The following is a 22,401-nucleotide window of genomic DNA, read 5'->3' as shown; positions in this document are numbered from 1 at the left end:
TTCATTAGGTGAAACACAAAAGGAGTGAACCCTATGGATGCTACCAAAAAACAGGTGCAGGATCAGTACCGGCGTTCTGGCGATGGGTACCGGACGAGTGTCATTCATGCCCAGGGGCCAGACCTGGAGTGGATCGCAGCAGAGATCGGGATGTCCTCTCCACCTCTCCTCGCCCTCGACATCGCCACCGGAGCCGGTCATACCGCCTTTGTGTTGAGTCGGGTCTGCCAACGAGTGGTAGGTTTAGATCTTACTCCCCGCATGCTGGAAATCGCCGCAGAAGAGGCGAGCCGGCGCGGGCTGGACCATGTCACTTGGTTGGAGGGGGATGCGGAGAACCTCCCGCTTCCCGATCGACTGTTTGACTGGGTCACCTCCCGGATCGCTTCCCATCACTTTCCTCATCCAGAGAAAGCCTTCGCTGAGGCCCGGCGGGTGCTGGTTCCCGGCGGCAGGTTGATCTTGGTGGATAACACCCTTCCCGACGACTCCGCAACGGATCAGATCCTGAATGAGGTGGAAACCCTGCGGGATCCCTCTCATCAGCGAGTATTCCCCCTTGCTGATTGGACGCGGCTGTTAGAAGCTGCCGGCTTCTCCTCCGTCACCCATGTCCGAAGTTGGGAGACTCCGGTTCAGTGGCAGGAATGGATGGACCGAGCTCAGACACCCGCTTCCTCCCGAGAACAAGCCTGGAAACTGTTGCAGACTGCACCGGCGTCGGTGCAACAAAACCTTGGGTTTGATCCCACCGCCGAGGATCCTACCCTGATCCTCCGCAAAGGGATGTGGATCTGCCAAAAATAACATGATCCTTCTCAGAAATCTGCACAAGGGGGCTTAAACCATGTCCATCGATTTTTCTCATCCGAAGAACAAACACACCTACGCCACCCGTACCGCTTCACCGGAGTGGAAAGAACAGGTGCGGAAGATACTGGATCCCCAGGGAATGGAGGTGGCCGACATCGGATGCGGTGGGGGAATCTACTCTCGGGCGCTGGCAGAGATGGGAGCCCAAGTGACCGGGGTGGATCCCTCTCCCATCATGCTGGAAGCTGCCCAGGAACAGAGCGACTCCTTTCCCCAGATTCGATGGATTCAGGGAAGTGCAGAGCAGACGGGACTTCCCGCAGGGAGCTTCCACTTCCTCTTGATGCGGGCGGTCATCCACCACCTGCGGGACCTTCTGTCCTGCTTCCACGAAGCAGCCCGAATCCTGCGACCCGGCGGCATACTCCTCATTCAGGATCGAACCCCCGCGGATTGCCTTCTTCCCGCCACTCCCGACCATCTGCGAGGATTCATCTTTGAGATGTTTCCCAGATTAAAAGAGAAGGAAATCGCACGGCGCCATCCCTCTGTTGAGATCCACCGTGCCCTGAAAGCGGCAGGCTTCTACGCCCCGTGGGAACATCCTCTGTGGGAGACCCGCAGGATTCACCGCAACCTGCAGGATTTAGAGCAAGATATTTTGCAACGGCAGGGACGCTCCATTCTCCATGAGCTACATGATGAAGAGCTTCATCGCTTAATGCGGCATATCCGCCATCGGCTGACCGCAACCGATGTCACTACCGATATCCCGGATCGGGACCGCTGGACCCTATGGACGACCCGTAAAGGCGGATCTGACACCCAACGTTAACCAAAACCCAGACGATAGGCCAGATTTATAACAATTCAAGAAGCAGTCTGTGAAATTACTTCCTTTTTCTCCAAATACAAAATCACTGCGATCACAACGGAGGCGAAATACTCACGCGCCAGCAGGCGTAACAGGGAGTGACTTGAACATGAACTGTACCGATGGGATGCAGATCGCTATTATTTGGCTTACGAAAACACACGAACCAAGAAGGGCAGACCCTTCGGCGCGGTCATCGTGAAAGACGGGAAATTGTGGGCAAAGGCGTGAACAACATACTTGCCACTCCAGGCGTGTGATTAGCCCTATGTTAGGTAGGAACTAAGGTCGGGATGGCGGGAGGGTGAAGAGCCTTTGCACCCATAGGGCACAAGTCTCGCCAGGGTCGCTTTCTGCTCCCGGGTCTAGCTATGCGCTCTTTGCAAGAGATCGGAGCCTCCCACCATCCCGCCCCCGCCTTGCTGAAAAACAAGATCAAAGTTGCCTGAAGGGGCACTAGGTGTAACCGCTGAATAAAAACACAAAGATAAAAAACTCCTAGGCTCTTTGGAAAGAAATAAACAGGTGAATAAGGGCTCATATTGGAGTTTCAAGAAAAAAAGCGACTCCATTCAGTGTTGGAGTCGCATCATCAGTTTCCATCTTCATTCCCGGGAGCACCGTTTCAAGCTACCTGGGGCAGATCCTTGGGACGAATCCGCTCATAACGATATTGAATGAGCAAGCATGCAACAGCCAGGGAGAGAGGAAATACGATCACCACGTAGGCCAGACCCAAGGGAATCCCTGCCACCATCGTCAACACAACAAATCCCTCATGGACTAAAAACTGCAACAGGATGCAGAAGCCGACGATCAAACCGGCGACTAGCAGAAAAGCCACGTTGACCACCAGACCGGCCACACCGGCTAACAAGGTGGAAAGACAGACAGAACCAAAGGAAGAGGAAAAAAAGAGGCGAAAAGTCCACTTCATCGATTCCAGAACCCGCAGATCGTCTCGGACCAGGATGGCAGGTGCGTGTAAAAACAGCGCGATCACCAAAAAGAAGAATGCCGCTAAAAAAGGTAACAGGAACAACACCACCCATTCCCCGATCAGCTCACTGGCGATCGCGAATGGAATAATCATAAGAAAATACAACGGTGCCCAACACAGGCAGAACAGCAGGTATTGGCCCGTGAGACGCCACATGTATCGGAAACCCTGGCTGAAGAAAGTTCCGATCTCCGATCTGTTTTCCAGCAGGACCTCCTTCCCCATGCCGAAGATTCCACCCATTGTAAAGGATTGCACCAGATAGGAAGCGGCGATGATCACCAGGTACGCAAGGATAAGCAGAATGACCCCGATCACCCCGAATCCGAACAGCGCCTCGGGCGTGAGGGAGTTCTCAAAAGAAGCCACTCCGCCGATCGACATCAGGAGGATCAAGAACAGGATCAACACCCCCCCGTAAACAACGGCATTAGAAGCCGCAATACCAAGAAAAGTGGTCAAAGCCAATTTCAACCCATGTTTCCGCGCCAGTGTAAAAAAAGAAGCCAACGAAATTTTTCCTCCCTGATCAAATAATTGAAAGTATAAAACAACTCCATTGTACAATAAAACAAAGGAGAAAGAATAGAGATTTCATATAAAAAAGCAACCGATGATTCGGTTGCCTGCTTCATATCTCCATTCCATTTTTCTCACATGACCGACTCTACACCGTAGGCACGATCCAAGACCTCTAATTTTTTCCGGATGTGTTCCCGGTAGGTGTTAATATAAGCCTGAGGCTCTTTCGGGTTGGGTACACGATGGATCCGACCTGTTCCCGGAGGAATAATTTTGCTGACTGCGCCACAACCCAGCCCGATAATGGTCTGCCGTTCCTCCATAATGATGATATTGTACAAATTCTCTTCGCCGGGAAAGGAGTAACCCACATTCTCCTGATTCCCCAGGATATTTTTTTGACGGTACAGATAGTAGGGGACATACCCCATCCTACGGGTCCAGTCCCGGGCGTCGTTGACCATCTTCGTGATTTCATCCCGGTCGGCGGTCTTGTACTTTTCCGGATCGCGAGTCATATGGGAGCCACGTTTAAAGGAAAGAGTATGGACCGTGAGCGACTCCGGCTTCAGTTCCTCCATCACTTGGAGGGAGCGACGGAAAGTGTCCAGCCCTTCTCCCGGTAACCCGATGATCAGATCCATATTAATATTATGCAAGCCCATGGACCGGGCCAGTTCATATTTCTCCAAGGTTTCTTGAACTGTGTGGTGGCGACCGATCAATTTCAAAGTGTTTTCCTCAAAACTTTGAGGGTTAATGCTGATGCGATCTACTTTCCACCGCCGAAGAAGATCCAACTTTTCCGCATCCAGCGTGTCGGGACGCCCGGCCTCCACCGTCAGCTCTCGGACCCCCTCATAACCCGGGAGACTTGTTTTCATCTTCACAAACAGATCCTCCATCTGGCGAGCAGTGATCGAAGTAGGCGTTCCCCCGCCGAAATAGATGGAGGTCACCGGGAGCCCCCGCCTTTCCAACCAGGCACCGATCGCCTCCATTTCCTCATGGAGGCCGGCCAAAAACTCCTCCACGGAACCGTTGCGCCCCCGGATCGCATAGGCGGGAAAGGTGCAGTATGCACATTTGGTAGGGCAAAAAGGAATTCCGATATACAGACTTACCTCCCGATCCAACTCATAGAGATCAGGTAATACTCGGGTCTGCCTGTCTACGATTTCTTGCAAAAGTTCAATTTTAACAGGCATCAGTCGGTAATCCCGTTCCAGGACAGCAGCGGCCGCATCCGGGGTGAGTCCGTCCAACCGCATACGATGGAGCAATTTGGTCGGGCGGACCCCGGTCAAAACTCCCCAGGGTTGCCGGATTCCCGTCGCCTCCTCCATCACTTGCAACAGAGCACGGTTGACCACTTGCTTGATCCCTTTGCGCTCTTCTTTCTCTGAAGCCGAAGGGGGTGCAGGCCATTCATGAGTGCCATGCCAAACCTGATCCCGGTTGGAGTCGGTCAGCGTCACATCCACCCGAATCTGTCCTGCCCGCTGAATCTCAAAGTGGAAGAGTGTATCCGCTTCTTCCCGTACCTCCACCACTTTGGCCTTGGGAAAGAACAAACCGACGATCAATTCAATATCACGATAAAAGTTCGGGGAAACCCCCGAGACATGGAGCTTTTTCATAAAAAAACCGTGCAGGCCGGTGCCGCACGTACCTCCCTTGGATCCACCGTTGATTTTTTCTCCCCCAGTCTAACCGACTCCCCTGTAGATTTCAATAGCCATGAGGAACCTGGGTTAGGGTTTTCACTACGCTTCCGCCTAAGCCTTCCGGCGGGCAGCTATGTAGGAATTCATTACGGGTCCACAGCTTTCTTTTGCATATCTTTTCTTCTGAGAAAATCTTCCCCTCCCCTTCTACCGAAAGGGATTTCCCCATCTCGCCGATCCCACCAGTCAGTAAAACCGTGCTCTGCCGACTGGATTCTTACTCGCTGTTCCTTTTCCGTTCTGCGCATCTGTTTTCCCTCCCGTGATCCGTTCTTCTATAGTGTGTCCACGGAAGGAGACCAAAAGATGTATCCAGAATCATTTATTACGTGCTTTTAGTGAAAAAAAGCAAAAAACTCACCGATCATCCAAAAAGGTTCCCAGAAAGTTAACCTCTCGCTTTGGGCAGCACACGAATCATCCCTCCGACACCCATTTTTCTAATTAATCCTCAATCCCGATATCAACAGCTGAAGTCCCTTCAAAAGCGTTGGATAGTTCTAAACCCTTCTGTGGTAACTCGCATTTCGAAAATATGCAATGGTGAAATTGTCTCATGTGAATAAAACCCCTGGGTGAGGTGAGATCCAGTGAATGGAGAACAATCTGCGGATTATGATCCCTTTGCCGATGTCTATGCCCGACATTGGAGCCACCTGATCGAATCCAGGCGGTGCTGAAATCGGAAGTGTTGTCCGAGTTGGAACCGGGAGATCGGATCCTGGATCTGTGTTGCGGCACTGGCGGATTGGCAGAAAAACTCACGGAAGCGGAGTGACGGGGATCGACCATTCAAAGGCGATGCTCGTCCATGCCCGTCAGCGAGCCCCCAGGGCGCGCTTCCTATGGGTTGACGCCCGTTCCTTCACAGTGGAACAACCCCAACACGCCATCCTCTCTACCTTTGATAGTCTGAATCATATCCTGGATTCATCAGAGTTGGAGCAAGTTTTCCACCAGGTTCGGCAGGCTTTGGTGCCTAGAGGGATCTTCTACTTTGATTTGAATATGCATGAAGGTTATTTGAAACGGTGGAAAGGCTCCTTTCACATCACAGAGAAAGACTTGGTCTGTGTGATGGATGCCCATTATGACTCCGAGCGGAGGTTAGCCTATAACGAACGATTTCACTCTATTCACCCCAGAGGATCAGGGATGGAAACGGAGTGATTTCACTCTGACCCAAAAAGCTTACTATAAAGAGGAAGTTTTCCGGATGCTTTCTTCCGCCGGTTTTCGGGACATCCACGCCAAGACTTCCGAAGAAGTCGGTTTCGACTCCTGGGGCCGCATGTTTTTCAAATGCAGAAAATAGGATCTCAAGAACAGAGTGAGTCTCCTCCATCCATCGCTGGGATCGAGACAAGCGGGATCAAATGGCAAGCCTTGATCCCTTCAGCCCATCAGATAAGTAGTACCTGTGGTTGAGTGAATCCACATCCCTGATCGACTTTATGGGTGCACTCCACAGATTGACAGTTCCCACATCGCAAAAGATGTGGTATTTTTATGAGGTATTTGTTTTAAATATTCATTTGCATCCGTGCTTCGATGAATCAACAGATAAGGTGGAATTAAGAATGAACTCCCGTAAATTTTCTCCGTCATCATCAGACTATCTGAAGTTCCTCATTCCCTCTCTGATCGGAATCTTCCTGTTTATGATCCCGATTCCTTCTGAGGCGGGAATCACGATCCCGGTGGCATGGTTAGCAGAAATAGTACAAAATGGCTTATCTGAGATCCTGCCTCACATCGTGACGGGGATCCTTCTCATCGCCCTCATCGGCTCTCTGATCGCCAAATGGGTTCAACCTGCCTGGATGATCAATCACGCCTTCCTGAAGGGTCTCCTGGATGTGAAACCCATGTGGCTGATCGCCCGGATTTTGAGTTTCATCTTTGCCTTCATCACCCTGTTCCAGATCGGACCTGAAGGGATCTGGTCCGAGGAGACAGGGGGGACGCTCCTGTACGACTTGCTACCGGTGCTGTTTTCTGTATTCCTGTTCGCCGGCTTCTTTCTACCGTTATTGATGGATTTCGGTCTGTTGGAGCTGTTCGGCGCTCTGCTCACCCCCTTGATGCGTCCCCTGTTCAAACTGCCGGGCCGCTCTTCCATCGATTGTTTTGCCTCCTGGTTAGGAGACGGCACTGTCGGAGTCTTGCTGACCAGTAAACAGTACGAAGATGGATTTTACACCCGGCGGGAGGCGGCGGTGATTGGCACCACCTTTTCAGTGGTCTCGATCACCTTCTCCATCGTGGTGTTGGCCCAGATGAATCTGGCAGACCTATTCATTCCTTACTATCTGACCATTTGTCTCGCGGGTCTGGTGGCAGCCATTGTGATGCCTCGCATCCCTCCCTTGTCCCGCAAACCGGATACCTACAGCGATGGATCTGCCAATCGTTTGGATGAATCCATCCCTGCCGGTTACTCCGCTCTTCGCTGGGGTTTGCAACAGGCCGCCACTCGGGCCCAAAAGCAACGGTTCCGCAATATTTTCAAGGGAGGTGCCCAAAATGTCCTCGACATGTGGATTGGGGTGATTCCCGTCGTCATGTCCCTGGGAACGATCGCTCTGATCATCGCCGAGTATACTCCGCTCTTCGTTTGGCTGGGTAAACCCTTTGTGCCTCTGTTAACCCTGCTCCAGGTTCCAGAGGCCGGAGCCGCAGCTCAAACCATGGTGATCGGGTTTGCTGACATGTTCCTCCCCTCTGTCGTCGGCAGTGGGATTGAAAATGAAATGACTCGGTTTATCATCGCTTGTGTCTCCGTGACCCAACTGATCTACATGTCGGAAGTGGGTGGGCTCCTCCTCGGTTCCAAAATCCCCGTCGACTTCAAGGACTTGGTGATCATCTTTCTCCTGCGTACCTTGATCACTCTCCCGGTGATCGTCTTGATGGCAAATCTCATCTTTTAAACAAAACACCCGCTCCCTGAGGAAGCGGGTGTTTTTTCGTTCAAGCCTGTAACACTTTTTTCGCATGTTGAATGACATTTTCCACGGTGAATCCATACTGCTCCATCACCACGGGTCCTGGGGCGGAAGCTCCAAAAGTGTCGATGCCGATCACTGCACCCCGGTCACCGGTATACTTTTCCCAACCGGAGGGATGTGCCGCTTCGATTGCCACCCGGGCTTTCACCCTGGAGGGCAACACCTCATCACGGTAGGCTTCCGGTTGCTCATCAAAGAGTTCGCGACAGGGCATGCTGACCACCCGTGCTTGGATCCCTTCCTTGCCCAGCTCCTTTTGTGCTTCCACGGCAAGATGAACCTCCGAGCCGGTGGCGATCAGGATCACATCAGGATCTTTCTCTGTATCGACGAGGACATATCCTCCCTGCAGAGTCCCCTCTTGTCCCCGATCCGCTGTTCCCTCCAGCACCGGCAACCCTTGCCGACTGAGTGCCAAGGCCACTGGACCATCCTTTTTCATCAGGGAATAGCGGTAGGCCGCCACGGTTTCATTGGCATCGCCGGGACGGAACACTTTCAGATGGGGAATCAAGCGCAGGGAAGGAATCTGTTCCACTGGTTCATGAGTGGGGCCGTCCTCCCCGACAGAGATGCTGTCATGGGTGAGCACGTACAACACCGGCAGTCTCGACAGAGCCGACAGGCGGATCGCCCCCCGCATATAGTCAGAGAAGACCAGGAAGGTTCCGCCATAAGGACGCAGTCCGCCATGATAGGCCATCCCGTTCAGTGCAGCACCCATTGCGTGTTCCCGCACACCAAACCAGAAATTGCGACCGGCATAATTCCCCGCCTGAAAGTCTTTTTCCTCTTTCAGCATCGTCTGGTTGGAGGAAGCAAGGTCGGCAGAACCACCTACCAACTGGGGAAGAGTTGGGGCCAAAGCGTTCAAGACATCGCCTGAGGCGGCACGGGTGGCAATTTTCTTGCTCCCTGCCTCATAGACCGGTAGCTGATCCTCCCAACCGGCAGGAAGTTCGCCGCGAATCGCCATTTCCAACTGCTCAGCCAGAGCTGGATGGGCCTGCTTATAGCTTTCGAAAAGTTTTTGCCACTCCGCTTCAGCTTGAATCCCTTTTTCTTTCAATGTCCGGAAGTGGCTTCTCACTTCTTCAGGCACATAAAAGGACTCGTCCCATGGCCAGCCATAAGCTTTGCGTACTTGGGCTGCTTCCTCGGATCCGATGGCTTTCCCGTGCACCTCGGAAGTACCAGCCAGATTGGGGCTACCGTAACCGATCGTGGTTTTCACCTCGATCAGGGTAGGTTGAGCGGTCTCGCGCTGGGCTTCTTCAATGGCAGAGGCGATCCCATCCAGATCGTTTTCCCCTTCCACCCGGAGCACCTGCCAGCCATAGGCCTCAAAACGCTGTTGCACATTCTCTGTGAAAGAACGGTTCGTCTCCCCATCCAAGGAAATATCGTTGGAATCATACAGGACGATCAGTTTGCCCAAGTGGAGATGCCCCGCCAGGGAAGCCGCTTCCGCCGAAACCCCTTCCATCAGATCTCCATCACCACAAAGGGTATAAGTATAATGGTCGATCACCGGATAGCCGTCGCGATTGAAAACGGTAGCCAAATGGGCTTCCGCCATCGCCATGCCAACAGCATTGGAGATTCCCTGCCCCAGGGGGCCCGTGGTCGCTTCCACACCAGGGGTGTGACCAAACTCTGGATGGCCCGGGGTTTGGCTTCCCCACTGCCGGAAATTTTTCAGTTCTTCCAGGGATAGATCATAGCCGAAGAGATGCAACAGACTGTATAAAAGCATGGAGCCATGGCCTGCAGACAGGATGAATCGATCTCTGTCAAACCAATCCGGGTGATCCGGGTTGTGTTTCATGTAGCGAGACCAGAGTGTGTAGGCCATGGGTGCAGCACCCATGGGCATCCCTGGATGGCCTGATTTGGCCTGTTCCACCCCATCGATGGACAGCATCCGAATCGTGTTGACAGCCAAATTTTCAATGGACTGGCTGGTATTGGGCATAAACTTGGAGTCCTCCTTGTCCTCTGCTTTCTCATTCAAGCGTATTATAGCACAGCCAAACAAAAAAACCCTTCACGAATTCAGCAGAACACTTGAAGCATGTGATACCCTGCGATTGCAGGGGGCGGTATGGGATTCACATTTCGTTCCGTTGTTCTGGCGGCTCAAGTCGGGGGGCGAAGACCCTGGGCACGTCAGGCATCCTGTTCCTGTGGGGATGACAACTTTTTCACAACGCTTCGAGTGCCCGTAGGGATTCAGTCATTGGGTGTCCGCTCCAAAATCAAGGTCACGGGGCCATCATTGGTCAGTTTCACCTGCATCATGGCACCGAAAATCCCCGTTTCCACCTGAACTCCGTGGGACTCTAACTGCTGATTAAATCGCTGATAGAGGCCCTCAGCCACCTCTGGCCGCGCTGCCGCCAAGAAATTGGGGCGCCTTCCTTTGCGACAGTCTCCGTAAAGAGTAAATTGGGAAACCGAGAGAATGGCTCCCCCTACATCCAGTAAGGAGCGGTTCATCTTCCCCTTCTCATCTTCAAAAATCCGCAGGTGGACCAGCTTTTCTGCCAGGTAACGGATCTCTTCCTCTCCGTCCCCCTCTGTAAATCCCACCAGGCAGACGAGGCCGTGATCGATCGCTCCAGTTTTCTCCCCTTCTACGGAAACACTAGCATCTTTGGCACGTTGCACCACCACACGCACATTTTTCCCTCCCAGACTGATTTATTGCATGATGCGCCGTACACTGTAGATATCAGGCACTCTTTTGATTTTATCCACCACGGACTGCAGATGATTGATATTGCGAATGGAGATGGAGATACTGACCTTGGCCAAGCCCCGTCGATCCGCCTTGCCGCTGACCGCGGACAAGGCGACCTTGGTTTCAGCCACTGCTTGCAAAATTTCGTTCAACAAGCCATTTCGGTCCAGACCCGACACCTCGAGATCCACCTGGTAGGACTGATCCGGTCCCCCTTCCCACTCCACCGGGATCATTCGGTTCTCTTCTACCCCCTCCAGATTGGGACAATCCGCTCGATGTACGGACACGCCCCTACCCTGGGTGACAAAACCCTTGATCTCATCTCCGGGAACCGGATGACAACAGCGGGACAGACGCACCAGCAGGTTATCCACTCCTTTGACCCGGACCCCGTGATCCAGTTGTTTCCGCCGAGTGGGCATCGCTTTCACATCGGGGAGAACCAAGGGTGGCTCCTCTTCCAGACGCATCCCTTCCGTCAAGCGGTTCACCACCTGTTGCGTGGACAATCCTCCGTATCCGACGGCGGCATACATATCCGTTTCATCAGAAAAATTGAAGTTGTGAGCCACTTTCTGAACCCGATCCCCTCCCATGACCGAGGAAGGATCGTAATCTTGCTTTTTCAGCGCACTCTCAATCATTTCCTGTCCCTTGGCTACACTCTCTTCTCTCCGCTCTTTCTTAAACCAGTTGCGGATTTTGCTGCGAGCTTGGGAGGACTTGACCAATTTCAACCAGTCCCGGCTCGGACCGTAACTGTGTTTGGAGGTGAGAATCTCCACAATATCCCCTGTCCTCAAGCGATGATCCAAGGGAACAATTTTGTTGTTCACCTTCGCCCCGATACAGCGGTTCCCTACCTCCGTATGGATGCGGTAAGCAAAGTCCAGCGGAACGGAACCTGAGGGCAACTCCAACACATCTCCCTTGGGCGTGAAGACAAACACGGAATCGGAAAACCAATCCACCTTCAAATTTTCGACAAACTCTCGGGCATCATGGGTCTCCTGTTGCATCTCCAATATTTCCCTGAACAATTTCAACTTTTCATTGAAAGAACCTTCGAGCTGGGCTCCTTCTTTGTATGCCCAGTGAGCAGCGATCCCGTATTCGGCGATCCGGTGCATTTCCCGGGTACGGATCTGCACCTCGATCGGCTCTCCTTTAGGGCCGATCACTGTGGTGTGAAGAGATTGGTACATGTTGGCTTTGGGCATGGCGATATAATCTTTGAATCGACCCGGCATCGGTTTCCAGATGGTGTGGATGATCCCTAGGACGGCATAGCAGTCCCGGATCGAGTCTACGATCACTCGCACAGCCAACAGATCGTAAATTTCATTAAACTGTTTGTGATCCTTTATCATCTTGCGGTAGATGCTGTAGATGTGTTTCGGCCGCCCGGAGAGATCCGCAGACAGATTCATCCCCGCAAGGCGATCCCGAATGGTGGCAATCACTTCATCTAGATATTTCTCCCGTTCCGCCCGTTTCTGCTTCATCAGATGAACAATTCGGTAATACTGCTGCGGATTGAGATTCCGCAGGGAGCTGTCCTCCAACTCCCATTTAATGGTCGAAATCCCCAGACGATGGGCCAAGGGAGCGAATATCTCCAGTGTCTCCTTGGAGATCCGGCGCCGTTTTGCCTCAGGCAGATATTTTAAGGTTCGCATGTTATGGAGACGATCCGCCAGTTTGATCAAGATCACCCGGATATCCTGAGCCATGGCTACAAACATTTTGCGATGGTTTTCCGCCTGGTGCTCAGCCGAGGATTTATATTTCATCCGCTGTTTCAATTTGGTCAGACCGTCCACGATTTGGGCGACTGTCTCGCCAAATTCAGCCTCCAAAACCTCCAGGGTGACCCCGGTATCCTCTACCACATCGTGGAGAATCGCGGAGATCAGGGTGGTGGCATCCATCTGAAGTTCGGCTAAGATCCCAGCGACCGCCACCGGGTGATGAATATATTCCTCACCGGATTTTCGGGTCTGACCCCTGTGGGCCTCCTCGGCAAAGAGATAGGCCTTTTCCACCTGCTCCAAGTCTTCTTTATTTAAATAGCGACCCGCTTGATCCAACAGTTCCTCAATTGGCATATTCCACTCACCTAAAATCATGTATTTAAAATAATTTTTCCTTATATTATCTCCAATCCCCCCTGTGAAGTAAAGGGAAAAGAAGATATAAAAAGGCCCGGCGAAGCCGGGTTCCTCCTTCCCTTCCGAAGCCGGAGCCGCTGGATCCAATCAACCGCGGCGACGACGCCGAAAGCCTATCTTAAAACGGATATAAAGAAAAAGTGCTGAAAACAGGATGGCCAAAATCAACATCATCATATATCGAGTCACATCATCCTCTTCCGCTTTATTCATCAAATACGGCACCACTACGATTCCACCGTAGGCCGTAACCTCGAAAGAGAACAGAAACCTCTTCCAGACCCGATAAAGATAATCCCTCACTTGAATATCGCCAGGGGTGAACAGCTCTTTAAAAAACATAATTACAATAAGCACCATCCAAATCACAAAACCAAATACAACCAACGTGGCAAATGCGGCAACTAATTCGGTGAAAAAATCGCCGAACAAGAGGATTCCCCCCTTTTCTCAATGTCTTTTCCAGAATAGCAAAAACCATTCCTAATCAAAAGGGGGACTTGGGAAGATGGGCCAAGTTGTCCCCCTTTGCTGACAGGAATTCAGTTTCTCCATTCCTTCCATTTCTCTTCCCATTCTTCTTTTTTCTTTTTCCATCGATTCTCTATCTTTTCTCTTTCCCGTTCCCATCCCTTTTTCAGATCATCCCCCAGGTTCCCTTTCTCGTCGTCTTTCTTCTTCTCTTCTTCCTTCTCTTTACTCTCCTCTTCCGGAGGTGTCCGATCTATTTTGGGTGGAGTCTTCCACTTGACCTCGGATAGATCGAACTGTTTTACGGGGCGCCCCTGCAGAGCACCGCTCATCAGTTCCCGAAAGATCGGAGCAGCCGTACTTCCGCTGGAGGTGGTCAGGAAGTGTTCGCTATCGGTTTTGTCATAACCGACCCAGACGGCTCCCACCAGCTCTGGGGTATAGCCGACAAACCAGTTATCCTTCGCTCCGTCCCGCCCGTCAGGCAGTTGGGTAGTCCCCGTCTTCCCGGCAGTGGGTCGACCGGGAATTTGTGCCTTGCGACCGGTTCCTTCTTGCACCACGCCTCGCAGCATATAAGTAATGTGTTGCGAAACAGTGGGTTGGGAGACACGAACCGATTTCTTATACCATTTTCCCAATACCTCTCCGTCCGCCGTCTCCACCCGCCGAATGGCATGGGCATCCACTACAATTCCATTGTTGGCAAAGGCGGAATAAGCCTGAGCCATCTGGAGGGGAGAGGCTCCTTCCTGCAAACCTCCCAATGCAAGCCCCAACTGCCGATCTTCATCGGTCAAGGGAATCCCTGAAGTTTTGGAGTAGCGAATTCCCTTATCTACTCCGATTTGATCCAACAACCAGACCGCTGGCACATTGAGAGAATCGATCACCGCTTCATACATGGTGACCTCCCCCAAATACTGTCCACTTTGATTTTTGGGTGCGTACTTCCCGAAGGAGATCGGTTCGTCCACCAGTCGTGCATCCAGACCATATCCTTGAATGAGAGCGGGAGCATAAACCGAGATCGGCTTCATCGACGAACCGGGCTGTCTCTTCAGCTGGGTTGCCCGATTGAACCCCCGAAAAACATGGTCTCCACGACCGCCTACCAAAGCTCGGAGCCCTCCTGTTTGAGGATCCACCAAGACACTGCCGCTTTGTACCAGAGTATCTCCCTTTCCCTGGGGAAACAGATCATCCCGAGCATACACATCCTCTGCAGCCTGTTGCATACGGGGATCCAACTCTGTATAGATTCGCAGGCCGCCGGAGAGCACCTCTTTCTCTGTCAGATCGTAGCGTTCGATCGCTTCTTGGATGATGGCATCCACATAGGAAGGATATCGTCCTTTGTAGTCGTCGGCATCTTGTCCTTCCAGGACAATGTCTGTCTCTTTCGCTTTTTGTGCCGTCTTTTTATCGATAAACCCTTCCGCCTCCATCTTGGAGAGGACGATATCCCGACGGGTCATCGCTTTGTTGAAGTTTTTGAAAGGCGACAAAGCGGAAGGGGCTTGGATCATCCCAGCCAACAGGGCTGACTCGCCGACGGTCAGATCCTTGGGTTCTTTGCCGAAATAGGTTCGGGCCGCCTTTTTCAATCCCCAGGCACCCTCTCCGAAGTAGATGGTGTTGAGATACACTTCCATGATCTCATCTTTGGTATAATTGCGTTCCATCTTTTTGGCCAAGAGCACCTCTTTGATTTTTCGTTTGTAAGTACGCTCATGGGTGAGGAACACATTTTTAGCCAATTGTTGTGTCAGGGTGCTCCCCCCCTGTACCGTGTGGCCCGCCCGCAAGTTGGAGACAGCAGCCCGGATGGAACCCCAGTAGTCCACACCGGAATGGTTGTAAAAACGATGATCCTCGATGGCCACCACCGCTTGAATCATATGGGTGGGAATCTCTTTTCTCCCCACTGCCTCGGTTTTGGATGCGGAGATCCTGCTGGCCACTTTTCCGTTTTGATCGATGATCACCGTCGGTTGGGGGGCTGCTCGATCCATCGCGCTGACATCCTGAGTTCCAACCAACACATTAAAAGTGATGATAGAGATTAAAATCAGTGCAGTCAGGGTCCAGACCGTTTTTCGGACCCATGCTATTCGCCACCAGCCGGCAACCACATCTTTCAAGGAATTTTTCGTTTGTGTCTTCATCTCAGACGACTCCTTCAAAAAAGGCCCTCCCGGGCCGCTGTCGTTTCCCATGGATTTTAATGGCGAAGATGATCCTATCATACCACAGAAGTTTCTAGGGAAGTGGAAAAGTTTACAACCCCGCCCCTCCCTCGCAAATATTGCGGAAATCGCAGTAGCTGCATCGTCTTCCCGGGCGAAGTGGGAAATCTTGCATCTCTTGTCCTTGTTGCAACAGATAAGCAGCTTCTCGCAATGTCTTCTCCGCCTGCTCCATCCACTCCGGGTCCGTCTGATATTCCACACACCGGTTGGGTTTCAGGAAAAAGAGAATCGCCCGTCCGGCTTGGATTCCCCACTCTTCCCGGGCGGCCAGAGCATAGAGTTGTAGCTGGGGCAGATACTCCTGAGCCACCTCTTCCACTCTCTCTTCCGAAATATCGTTGGTTTTATAATCTACCAACTCCCATACTCCATCCGGGGTGCAATGAATCCGGTCTAGCACCCCTTCCACCTCCAGCCCGTCAGAACGCCGGATAAAGCGACATTCATTTTTCAGTCCGGCCTGTCGCCCTTGCTCCAGATAAAAGCGACTGTTCAGGTAGGATACCAACAAGGGCCGAATTTCCTCCCAAGCCCGGGATTGCCATTCCCCAGGAACTCGCCACTCTTCCAACACTTCCAAGCACCGCAGTTTCCAATCTTCTCCATCAGCAAGGGATTCGTTACACTTTTCCAGTAATCGGTGCACGATCTGACCTTTGATCCGAGGATCCAGAACCAAGCCTTCCGCCCCTCCCTCCGAACTCCCAGAGGAAAAAGGCTCCCTCTCTTCCATAGCGGGCATTCCAGCCACCTGTTCAAAATAATAACGACGTGGACAGCCGATAAGTGTAACCAGATCGGTAACACTCACCTCCAGCCGATCCCGGTCCGTAAATCCCCGGGGGAGAAGCATCTGCTCCACAAACGAAGGGGACTGTGAAGGCGAATCCTCAGTCAGATCCTCGAGGAGTGGAGAAGATTTATCCCTCTCTTTGAACTGGCTGTCCCCACATAGTCGGACGGCCACCTCGGCATTTTCATCAGCCAGGTTCCAGATCCCACGCTCCCAGTCAATCCGGTGGAAACCTAGCACCCCATCCAACCATTTGGACCAGGTGTTGGCCGTTAGAGGTTCTTCTCCTTTTTGCACCCCTTTGTGTTCCTCGGGGATCCCACTCAAGATCAAGCGCTGTTCCGCTCGAGTCGTCGCCACATAGAAGAGCCGAACCCATTCCTCCCGCGACCGTGCCTGCTCTCTTTCCATCACCTGTTGCCAGCGAAAGGGATCTCTTTTTTCCCCTGTCTCATCCACCAACCGAGCCACCAATCCCGCCTCCCGGTCCAACTTCAAGTCCGGAATATCGATGAGGGGTTTCCGGGAAAGATCTGGTATAAAGACAACTGGAAATTCCAACCCTTTGGACTGATGAATACTCATCAGTCGGACACTATTCCCACCTTCCACTTCCACCGACGCCTCGGTTTCCCGGTCCCCTATTTCGGTCAGTCGTTCCACCTTTTCCAGGATCGATCGCAAGGAGGTAGCCTCCACATCCTTCCACTGTCGCAACAATAGCAAAAACTTGTCCAGATTGGCTCGAGCCTGTTTTCCCTGGGGCGTCGACCAGATCACATGGATGTATCCACTTTGCTCCAGAAAATCGGACAACAGATCCGCCACAGGAACCTGGCCTTTGATGCGCCGAGATCGCTCCAACTGATGCAGAAAGAGTTCCAGTTTCCGGCTTTCTTCCAGGGGAAGCCCTTCCCGTTTCATCCAGTCCTCCCGGTGCAGGACCCACCTTTCCTCTTGGGCGAGGCGAAGCAGAGTCTCATCGGACACCCCACAAAAAGGGGAGCGGAGAACCCCCACCATCGCCAGCGTATCTGTCGGATCTTCCAGGACGCGCATCAAATGGAGCATATCTAAAATCTCCTGTTGTGCAAAAAAGCCGCTTCCTCCCACCACATGACAGGGGATCCCTTCCTGGATCAGGGCCTCCTCCATCCCTTTCACATGGGTCATCGCCTGAAACAAAACGGCTATCCCCCCATAGGGAATCCCCTCCTCCGCCAATTCGCAAATCCGTCGGGCGATCGCGGCAGCCTCCACTTTTCGCGGGTCGCTCTTGGCAACCTCCACCGCCAAAAATTCTACCCGAGGTCCGTCACCGACGGGGCGGCTGGCGCGAGCAGGTGGATAGTGATTGGCTTCCCCTGGTGCTCCAGTCATCAACTTGCTGAAAAGCCCGTTGATAAACTCCACCAGAGCGCCATCAGAGCGGAAATTGTCCACCAGAGCGACTTCTTTCCCACCGGATTGTAAAATCTCATCTCGGGTGCGACCAAATACTGCCACTTCAGCTCCGCGGAAGCGATAGATCGACTGTTTCGGGTCACCGACAACGAACAGTTTTCCCGGGATCCTCTCCCCCTCCGGTCCAAGACGGAGGAGGTCGATCAGCTGTTTCTGCGCCTCATTGGTATCTTGATATTCATCCACCATCAGATAACGGATCCGGGAGCGGACTTCCCGGCAAATCCGGGGATGTTCCCGCAGGAGGGTGACCGCACGGAATTGAAGCTCATCAAAATCCAGGCGATTCCGCTCTTCTTTTTTTCCCTTGTACTTGGCATCTACCTCTTCCATCACCTGGATCACCCAGCGGAGGATAGACTCTTCTTCCAAGGAGAAAGCAAGACTGCCAGCGATTTGCCAAGCTCGTGACACCGCCTCTTTCATCTGATCGCGGGGAAGGATCACTTCCTCCTTCCGTCCCCAATTGCCCCCGAGCAGGCCCGAGATTTCCTCCAGTAGCGGAAGCACCTCCATCGCTGTCGCTTCTCCCTCCAAGCCGACTGCGAAGCGGGACCATTCCCTTTGGAAATCCGTCGCTTTTTTCCCGCCCTTCACTTGCTGGAGAGCCTCTCCCGACCTCTTCACCTCTGCCAGCGCCTTCGGAAACTCCCTTTGCAACTGCTCCACTGTGGCGGAAAAATGCTGAAAAGTCCGGTCTGACAGGGTGGCCGGATCCCAACCGTTGCCCGCCATCTCCGTATAGATGGAAGAGAAACGGGTTCGCAATCCAGATAGGCCCCATAGGGTTGCCAGGGATGCAGGAGCGTTCCCCTCCATCGCCTTCACAGCGGAGACGAGCCTTTCTGCCACCGCTTCCCGAAGCAAAAGCGCCGCCTCCCGTTCATCCAAGACTCCGAAGGCGGGATCCACATCCGCCTCCACCGGGTGCTCACGCAACAGTGTCGTGCAGAAGGAATGGATAGTGGAGACGCGGATCCGTTCAGCTGAAACCAAAAATCGATACCAACCAGCCGCCTCTTCCGAATCCTCCCGGATCTGGGCTGCCTCCATCCGCTGCCGAATGCCCAACCGGATGCGGTCTTTCATCTCCGTCGCCGCCTTTTCCGTAAAGGTGATCGCGACAATCCAGTCTACACACTCCGGTTCTGAGCGATGCCGGTCGAGAATCGCGAGATACCGTTCCACCAACACCCGCGTTTTCCCGGAACCGGCTCCGGCGGATACGATGCAATCCTGATCCAGGGAATGGATCGCTTGATGTTGTTCCGCTGTCATTGAAAAGGGAGTGCTCAACTCCGTTCCCTCCCTGGACCATTTTTCCAAGCTAGCCGTTGTTCATCCACCCGGCAGACCCCTCGATGGGGACAATGGGCCGGACAGCTTCCACCAGCGGGATCCACAGCAAAATCCCCCTGTTCCAATCGCTCCAATTGTTTTGCCAATGCATTGCGAATCTCCTCCAGCCTTTCTTCCCAGATACCTGTCTCCAGCAACCCCTTGATCCGAGAGCTGATCCCCGCCCGGCTGGCCTCTTCTTTGCGCCAGATTCCCCGGTTGCGGTGATCCCCTGGAGACTTCCCCTTCCGGGTTCCCGGAGTGAAATAGGCGGCTCCCACCGCCTTCCCAGGATCCAAGCCGAAGGTTTCCTGAAGGACCCATAGATAGAGTGGGAGTTGCAGATGGATCCCTTGCAACACTTCCTTCAAATCGGGAGCAGATCCGGATTTGTAATCATAGACCATATAGTAGCCTTCTTCATCCTGATCCACCCGGTCCACCTTCCCCCGCAGACGCAGGAAGCGACCTTCCCCCAGGGGGATCTCTGCAACCTCTTCCCTGCTGGCAGGATCCATCTCCCGCCGGTCCACCCATACCGGATTTTTGGTCAATCCGAAGGAAAGCTCCAGATAACGGGGACGGACCTCCCCGCCGACACCCTCTCGCCAGGCCAGATCATGATCGAGAATAGACAGGAGCAAACCTTCTAGTCGTTTCTGCTCCACCCTCAGCAACGCAGGTTCGCGGATCTCTCCTTTGGCTTGGACAAACTCGGAGAAAATCGATTCCGTCACCGCGATCAGATGTTCCCGGGCACTCTCTGCACCAGAAACAGTCGGTAGCTGTTCACGATAACGGTCCCAAAACCGGCAAAGAATTTGATGCATCAGCTCCCCTCTTTCCAACGGCGACAAGGGATCCTCCCCCACATCCTGGGGTTGTGCGCCCAGAATCCGTCCGGCAAAGAAATGAAAACGGCAACGAGCCACCTCATGGAGCACCGAGGCGCTCCAAACTCTCTCCCGCAGTTTCGCTCCCAAGCTGGAGGTCAGAGAAGAAGAAGGGAGCACTCCATCAAAGGGGGTCAAACCTTCGCTCCTCCGTTTCTCTTCCGCCTGGATCCGGGCGGAGAGGGTGTTAAACCAGGCGGGATGATCTTCGTGCAAGCGATGTAAAATCCTTTTTGCCCCCGCGTCAGATTCCGATCCGAGGGCAAGGGTCGCGACAGCCCATTCGGCACCCCGTGACAGAAAAGTACAATCCTCTCTAAGCAGAGGAAGCCGGTCTCCGATCCCCCTGTCCCACCTTTGCACTCCCTCTTTTCCAAACACCTGCAACAATTCCTGCAGATAAGGGGAGGCGAGTTGTCTCTTGCCCTCTGCAGAGGCCGAAGAATAGGAGAAGACCAATTTTTCCGTCGCCGCCGTCGCACACAGGAAAAAGGGAAGGAGCTGTTGCTCTCTCAATTCCTCCGCCAAATGAAGGAATACCCCTTCCTTTCTCAGACGAAGCCGCTCCCGATCCGGGATGAGCCAGTCCTCCCGGAAAAAGCGGGGCCATTTCCCTTCTGTACATCCCAGCATAAAGACTGCCCGATAACGGTCGCCCCGGATGTGGTTGGGTTCCAGCAGACGGATCCCACCCCGACGGGCGGGACGCTTCACCACTTGGATCCCCCGTGCCGCCTGTTCTAGAACGGAGGCGAAGGTGGCCAGATGACACTCCTTTTCCCCTAGGTGGCTTTCTGTGAACACTGCTGCCCACTCTTCTGCGATGGAACACAAGCTTTTCCATGCTTTCACTTCAACAGCCCAGAGCTCCATTCTCTTCGGGTCCCCTGCCACCTGCCTGGACCGGGGCCGGGGGTCCAAGGGGCGAAGCCAGTCCATCATCCACACCACCCACTCTCTCCAACTCCGCTCTGTCGGGACCGCCTCCAACCAGCGGTATAAACTTTGCAGACGGGCTAGAGAACCTTTCGTACAGCCGTAGTGTTCCGGCTGGATCCGGGCCAGCCCTTGTTGGAGAGCGACAAGGTTTTGTGGGTAGCCCATCTCTCGCAAAATTTCCCTCCAGATCCCCCCTTCCTCCTCATCCGTGATCCAAGGCAGGCAGGGATGATCCAACAGACCGGGACGCAGCTCTTCTCTTCCCATTCCCAGAGCCAAAACCGACCGGACCAGCCCCATCAGAGGATGCTGGCTCAGAGGCATCGTTTCCGGCCGGTCACAGGGGATTCCCGCCTTTTTCAAGGCAGTGAACAACAGCGGATGATATTCCTCGGCCTGATGGGTCACCAGTGCCACATCGGAGAGAGCCGCCCCGGATTTGAGAAGCCACTGTTTCACTCTGGCCACCACCACTTCCACCTCGTGAGCTTCCCCTGACGCAGACAGCACCTCCACGTTCCCTTTTCCCGTCCCCGTCTTCGGAGAAGGATGAAAAGCTTCCGCCTCCAACCGGAGCAGAGCTTCTGTTTTCCCTGTTACTGGAGGAAGGGAAGACCGCCTTCGGATGTGAAAGCCCCGCCGAGACATCCGCTCCGCCAACCGTCGCGTCTCCGAAAAAAGCCGGGGACGACGATCGTCCCATCCCAGATGGAAGGAGACCGGCACCCCCACACTGACCAATTGCACCAGAAGCTGTTCCTGTAGGTGAGAAAGATCCACAAAGTGTTCTGCCACCACTCCTTCGGGCAATCGGCATTCTCCTTTGCGTATCCGTTCCATGGCGATCAGGAAAGGTTCTTCATGATCCAGCAGACTAAATTCACAGAGCAGTTCCTGATAGACTGCATAGATCCTGACCATCTCCCTGTACTTTTTCTCTGCATGATCCCCCCACAGCTGACGAAGACGGGCCGGACGAACCCCCGCCCGCTTCAACTCACCGATAGTCACTTCCATCCATTTCAGCCAGCCGGGACGTTCCTCCATCCGCCGGAAATAGCTGAATCCTCCTTCTTCCATGACACGGGATACCGCCTGTTGCACCAGCAACTCCTGTTCCACCGGTGTCATGAACCGAGCCGACCGCCCTGGTAGCAGCCCCATGACAAAGGAATCAAAGCTTTGCACAGTCACCTGCTCTTCCGGAATTTGTTGCTCATAGATCCGCCTCCGATAATCTCGCACCGCGGCGGAACCTGGGACTAGGTAGACCGTCCTGCCCTGTCCCCGCGGCAGATGGGTCAACCCTACTCCCCGGATCGCCTGGGAGACTGGATGCAAAACCACTTCACCGGTCATCGGTGTCACCTCCATTGGCAGACGTGTG

Annotated in this window: 14 protein-coding genes; 4 read left to right on the top strand and 10 right to left on the bottom strand. The window is 53.5% G+C overall.

What is annotated here, in order from left to right:
* Positions 1-33: 33 nt before the first annotated feature.
* Both JOD24_RS00460 and JOD24_RS00455 read left to right on the top strand, forming a co-directional pair.
* A complete protein-coding gene (locus JOD24_RS00460; RefSeq protein ID WP_429246102.1) occupies positions 34-807 on the top strand; it encodes a class I SAM-dependent methyltransferase in 774 nt (257 codons plus the stop codon).
* A 40-nt stretch (positions 808-847) separates the two neighbouring features.
* A complete protein-coding gene (locus JOD24_RS00455; RefSeq protein WP_429246101.1) occupies positions 848-1,648 on the top strand; it encodes a class I SAM-dependent methyltransferase in 801 nt (266 codons plus the stop codon).
* A 664-nt stretch (positions 1,649-2,312) separates the two neighbouring features.
* Here the strand turns inward: JOD24_RS00455 and JOD24_RS00450 are convergent.
* The 3 genes from JOD24_RS00450 to JOD24_RS00440 form a co-directional block, all read right to left on the bottom strand.
* Positions 2,313-3,197, bottom strand: a complete 885-nt coding sequence (locus JOD24_RS00450) for a hypothetical protein (protein ID WP_429246100.1) — start codon at positions 3,195-3,197, stop codon at positions 2,313-2,315.
* Positions 3,198-3,340: 143 nt separating this feature from the next.
* Entirely contained in the window at positions 3,341-4,849 is a 1,509-nt protein-coding gene (locus JOD24_RS00445) for a coproporphyrinogen III oxidase (protein ID WP_380162083.1), read from the bottom strand.
* 173 nt (positions 4,850-5,022) lie between these two features.
* Positions 5,023-5,184 (bottom strand): hypothetical protein, encoded by a 162-nt coding sequence (locus JOD24_RS00440; RefSeq protein ID WP_380162081.1) that lies wholly within the window; start codon positions 5,182-5,184, stop codon positions 5,023-5,025.
* Between the two features lie 481 nt (positions 5,185-5,665).
* Between JOD24_RS00440 and JOD24_RS00435 the strand changes: the two genes are divergently transcribed.
* The gene (locus JOD24_RS00435; protein ID WP_429246099.1) at positions 5,666-6,106 is read left to right on the top strand and encodes a class I SAM-dependent methyltransferase; all 441 of its coding nucleotides are present in this window, start codon (positions 5,666-5,668) and stop codon (positions 6,104-6,106) included.
* Positions 6,107-6,516: 410 nt separating this feature from the next.
* Positions 6,517-7,869 (top strand): YjiH family protein, encoded by a 1,353-nt coding sequence (locus JOD24_RS00430; protein WP_429246098.1) that lies wholly within the window; start codon positions 6,517-6,519, stop codon positions 7,867-7,869.
* A 40-nt stretch (positions 7,870-7,909) separates the two neighbouring features.
* Here JOD24_RS00430 and tkt read toward each other — a convergent pair whose 3' ends face one another.
* The 7 genes from tkt to JOD24_RS00395 form a co-directional block, all read right to left on the bottom strand.
* Entirely contained in the window at positions 7,910-9,922 is a 2,013-nt protein-coding gene (gene tkt / locus JOD24_RS00425; RefSeq protein WP_429246097.1) for a transketolase, read from the bottom strand.
* 257 nt (positions 9,923-10,179) lie between these two features.
* A complete protein-coding gene (gene dtd / locus JOD24_RS00420; protein WP_380162073.1) occupies positions 10,180-10,629 on the bottom strand; it encodes a D-aminoacyl-tRNA deacylase in 450 nt (149 codons plus the stop codon).
* Between the two features lie 21 nt (positions 10,630-10,650).
* Complete coding sequence (locus tag JOD24_RS00415; protein WP_429246187.1) at positions 10,651-12,819, bottom strand: RelA/SpoT family protein; 2,169 nt, start codon at positions 12,817-12,819, stop codon at positions 10,651-10,653.
* A gap of 132 nt (positions 12,820-12,951) precedes the next feature.
* On the bottom strand, positions 12,952-13,296 hold the full coding sequence (locus JOD24_RS00410) for a hypothetical protein (RefSeq protein ID WP_380162071.1): 345 nt from the start codon (positions 13,294-13,296) through the stop codon (positions 12,952-12,954).
* Positions 13,297-13,406: 110 nt separating this feature from the next.
* Positions 13,407-15,503: a transglycosylase domain-containing protein gene (locus JOD24_RS00405; RefSeq protein ID WP_429246096.1), complete on the bottom strand. Its 2,097-nt coding sequence runs from the start codon at positions 15,501-15,503 to the stop codon at positions 13,407-13,409.
* A gap of 112 nt (positions 15,504-15,615) precedes the next feature.
* Entirely contained in the window at positions 15,616-19,140 is a 3,525-nt protein-coding gene (locus JOD24_RS00400; RefSeq protein ID WP_429246095.1) for a UvrD-helicase domain-containing protein, read from the bottom strand.
* Positions 19,137-22,373, bottom strand: coding sequence for a PD-(D/E)XK nuclease family protein (locus tag JOD24_RS00395; protein ID WP_429246094.1), 3,237 nt, complete (start codon positions 22,371-22,373; stop codon positions 19,137-19,139). Before JOD24_RS00395 ends, JOD24_RS00400 begins: the two co-directional genes overlap by 4 nt.
* Between the last annotated feature and the right edge of the window lie 28 nt (positions 22,374-22,401).

The sequence above is a fragment of the Kroppenstedtia sanguinis genome (assembly GCF_050433445.1).
In the GTDB taxonomy this organism is placed as follows: Bacteria; Bacillota; Bacilli; order Thermoactinomycetales; family DSM-45169; genus Kroppenstedtia; species Kroppenstedtia sanguinis.
This window is presented reverse-complemented; position numbering and strand designations above follow the sequence as displayed.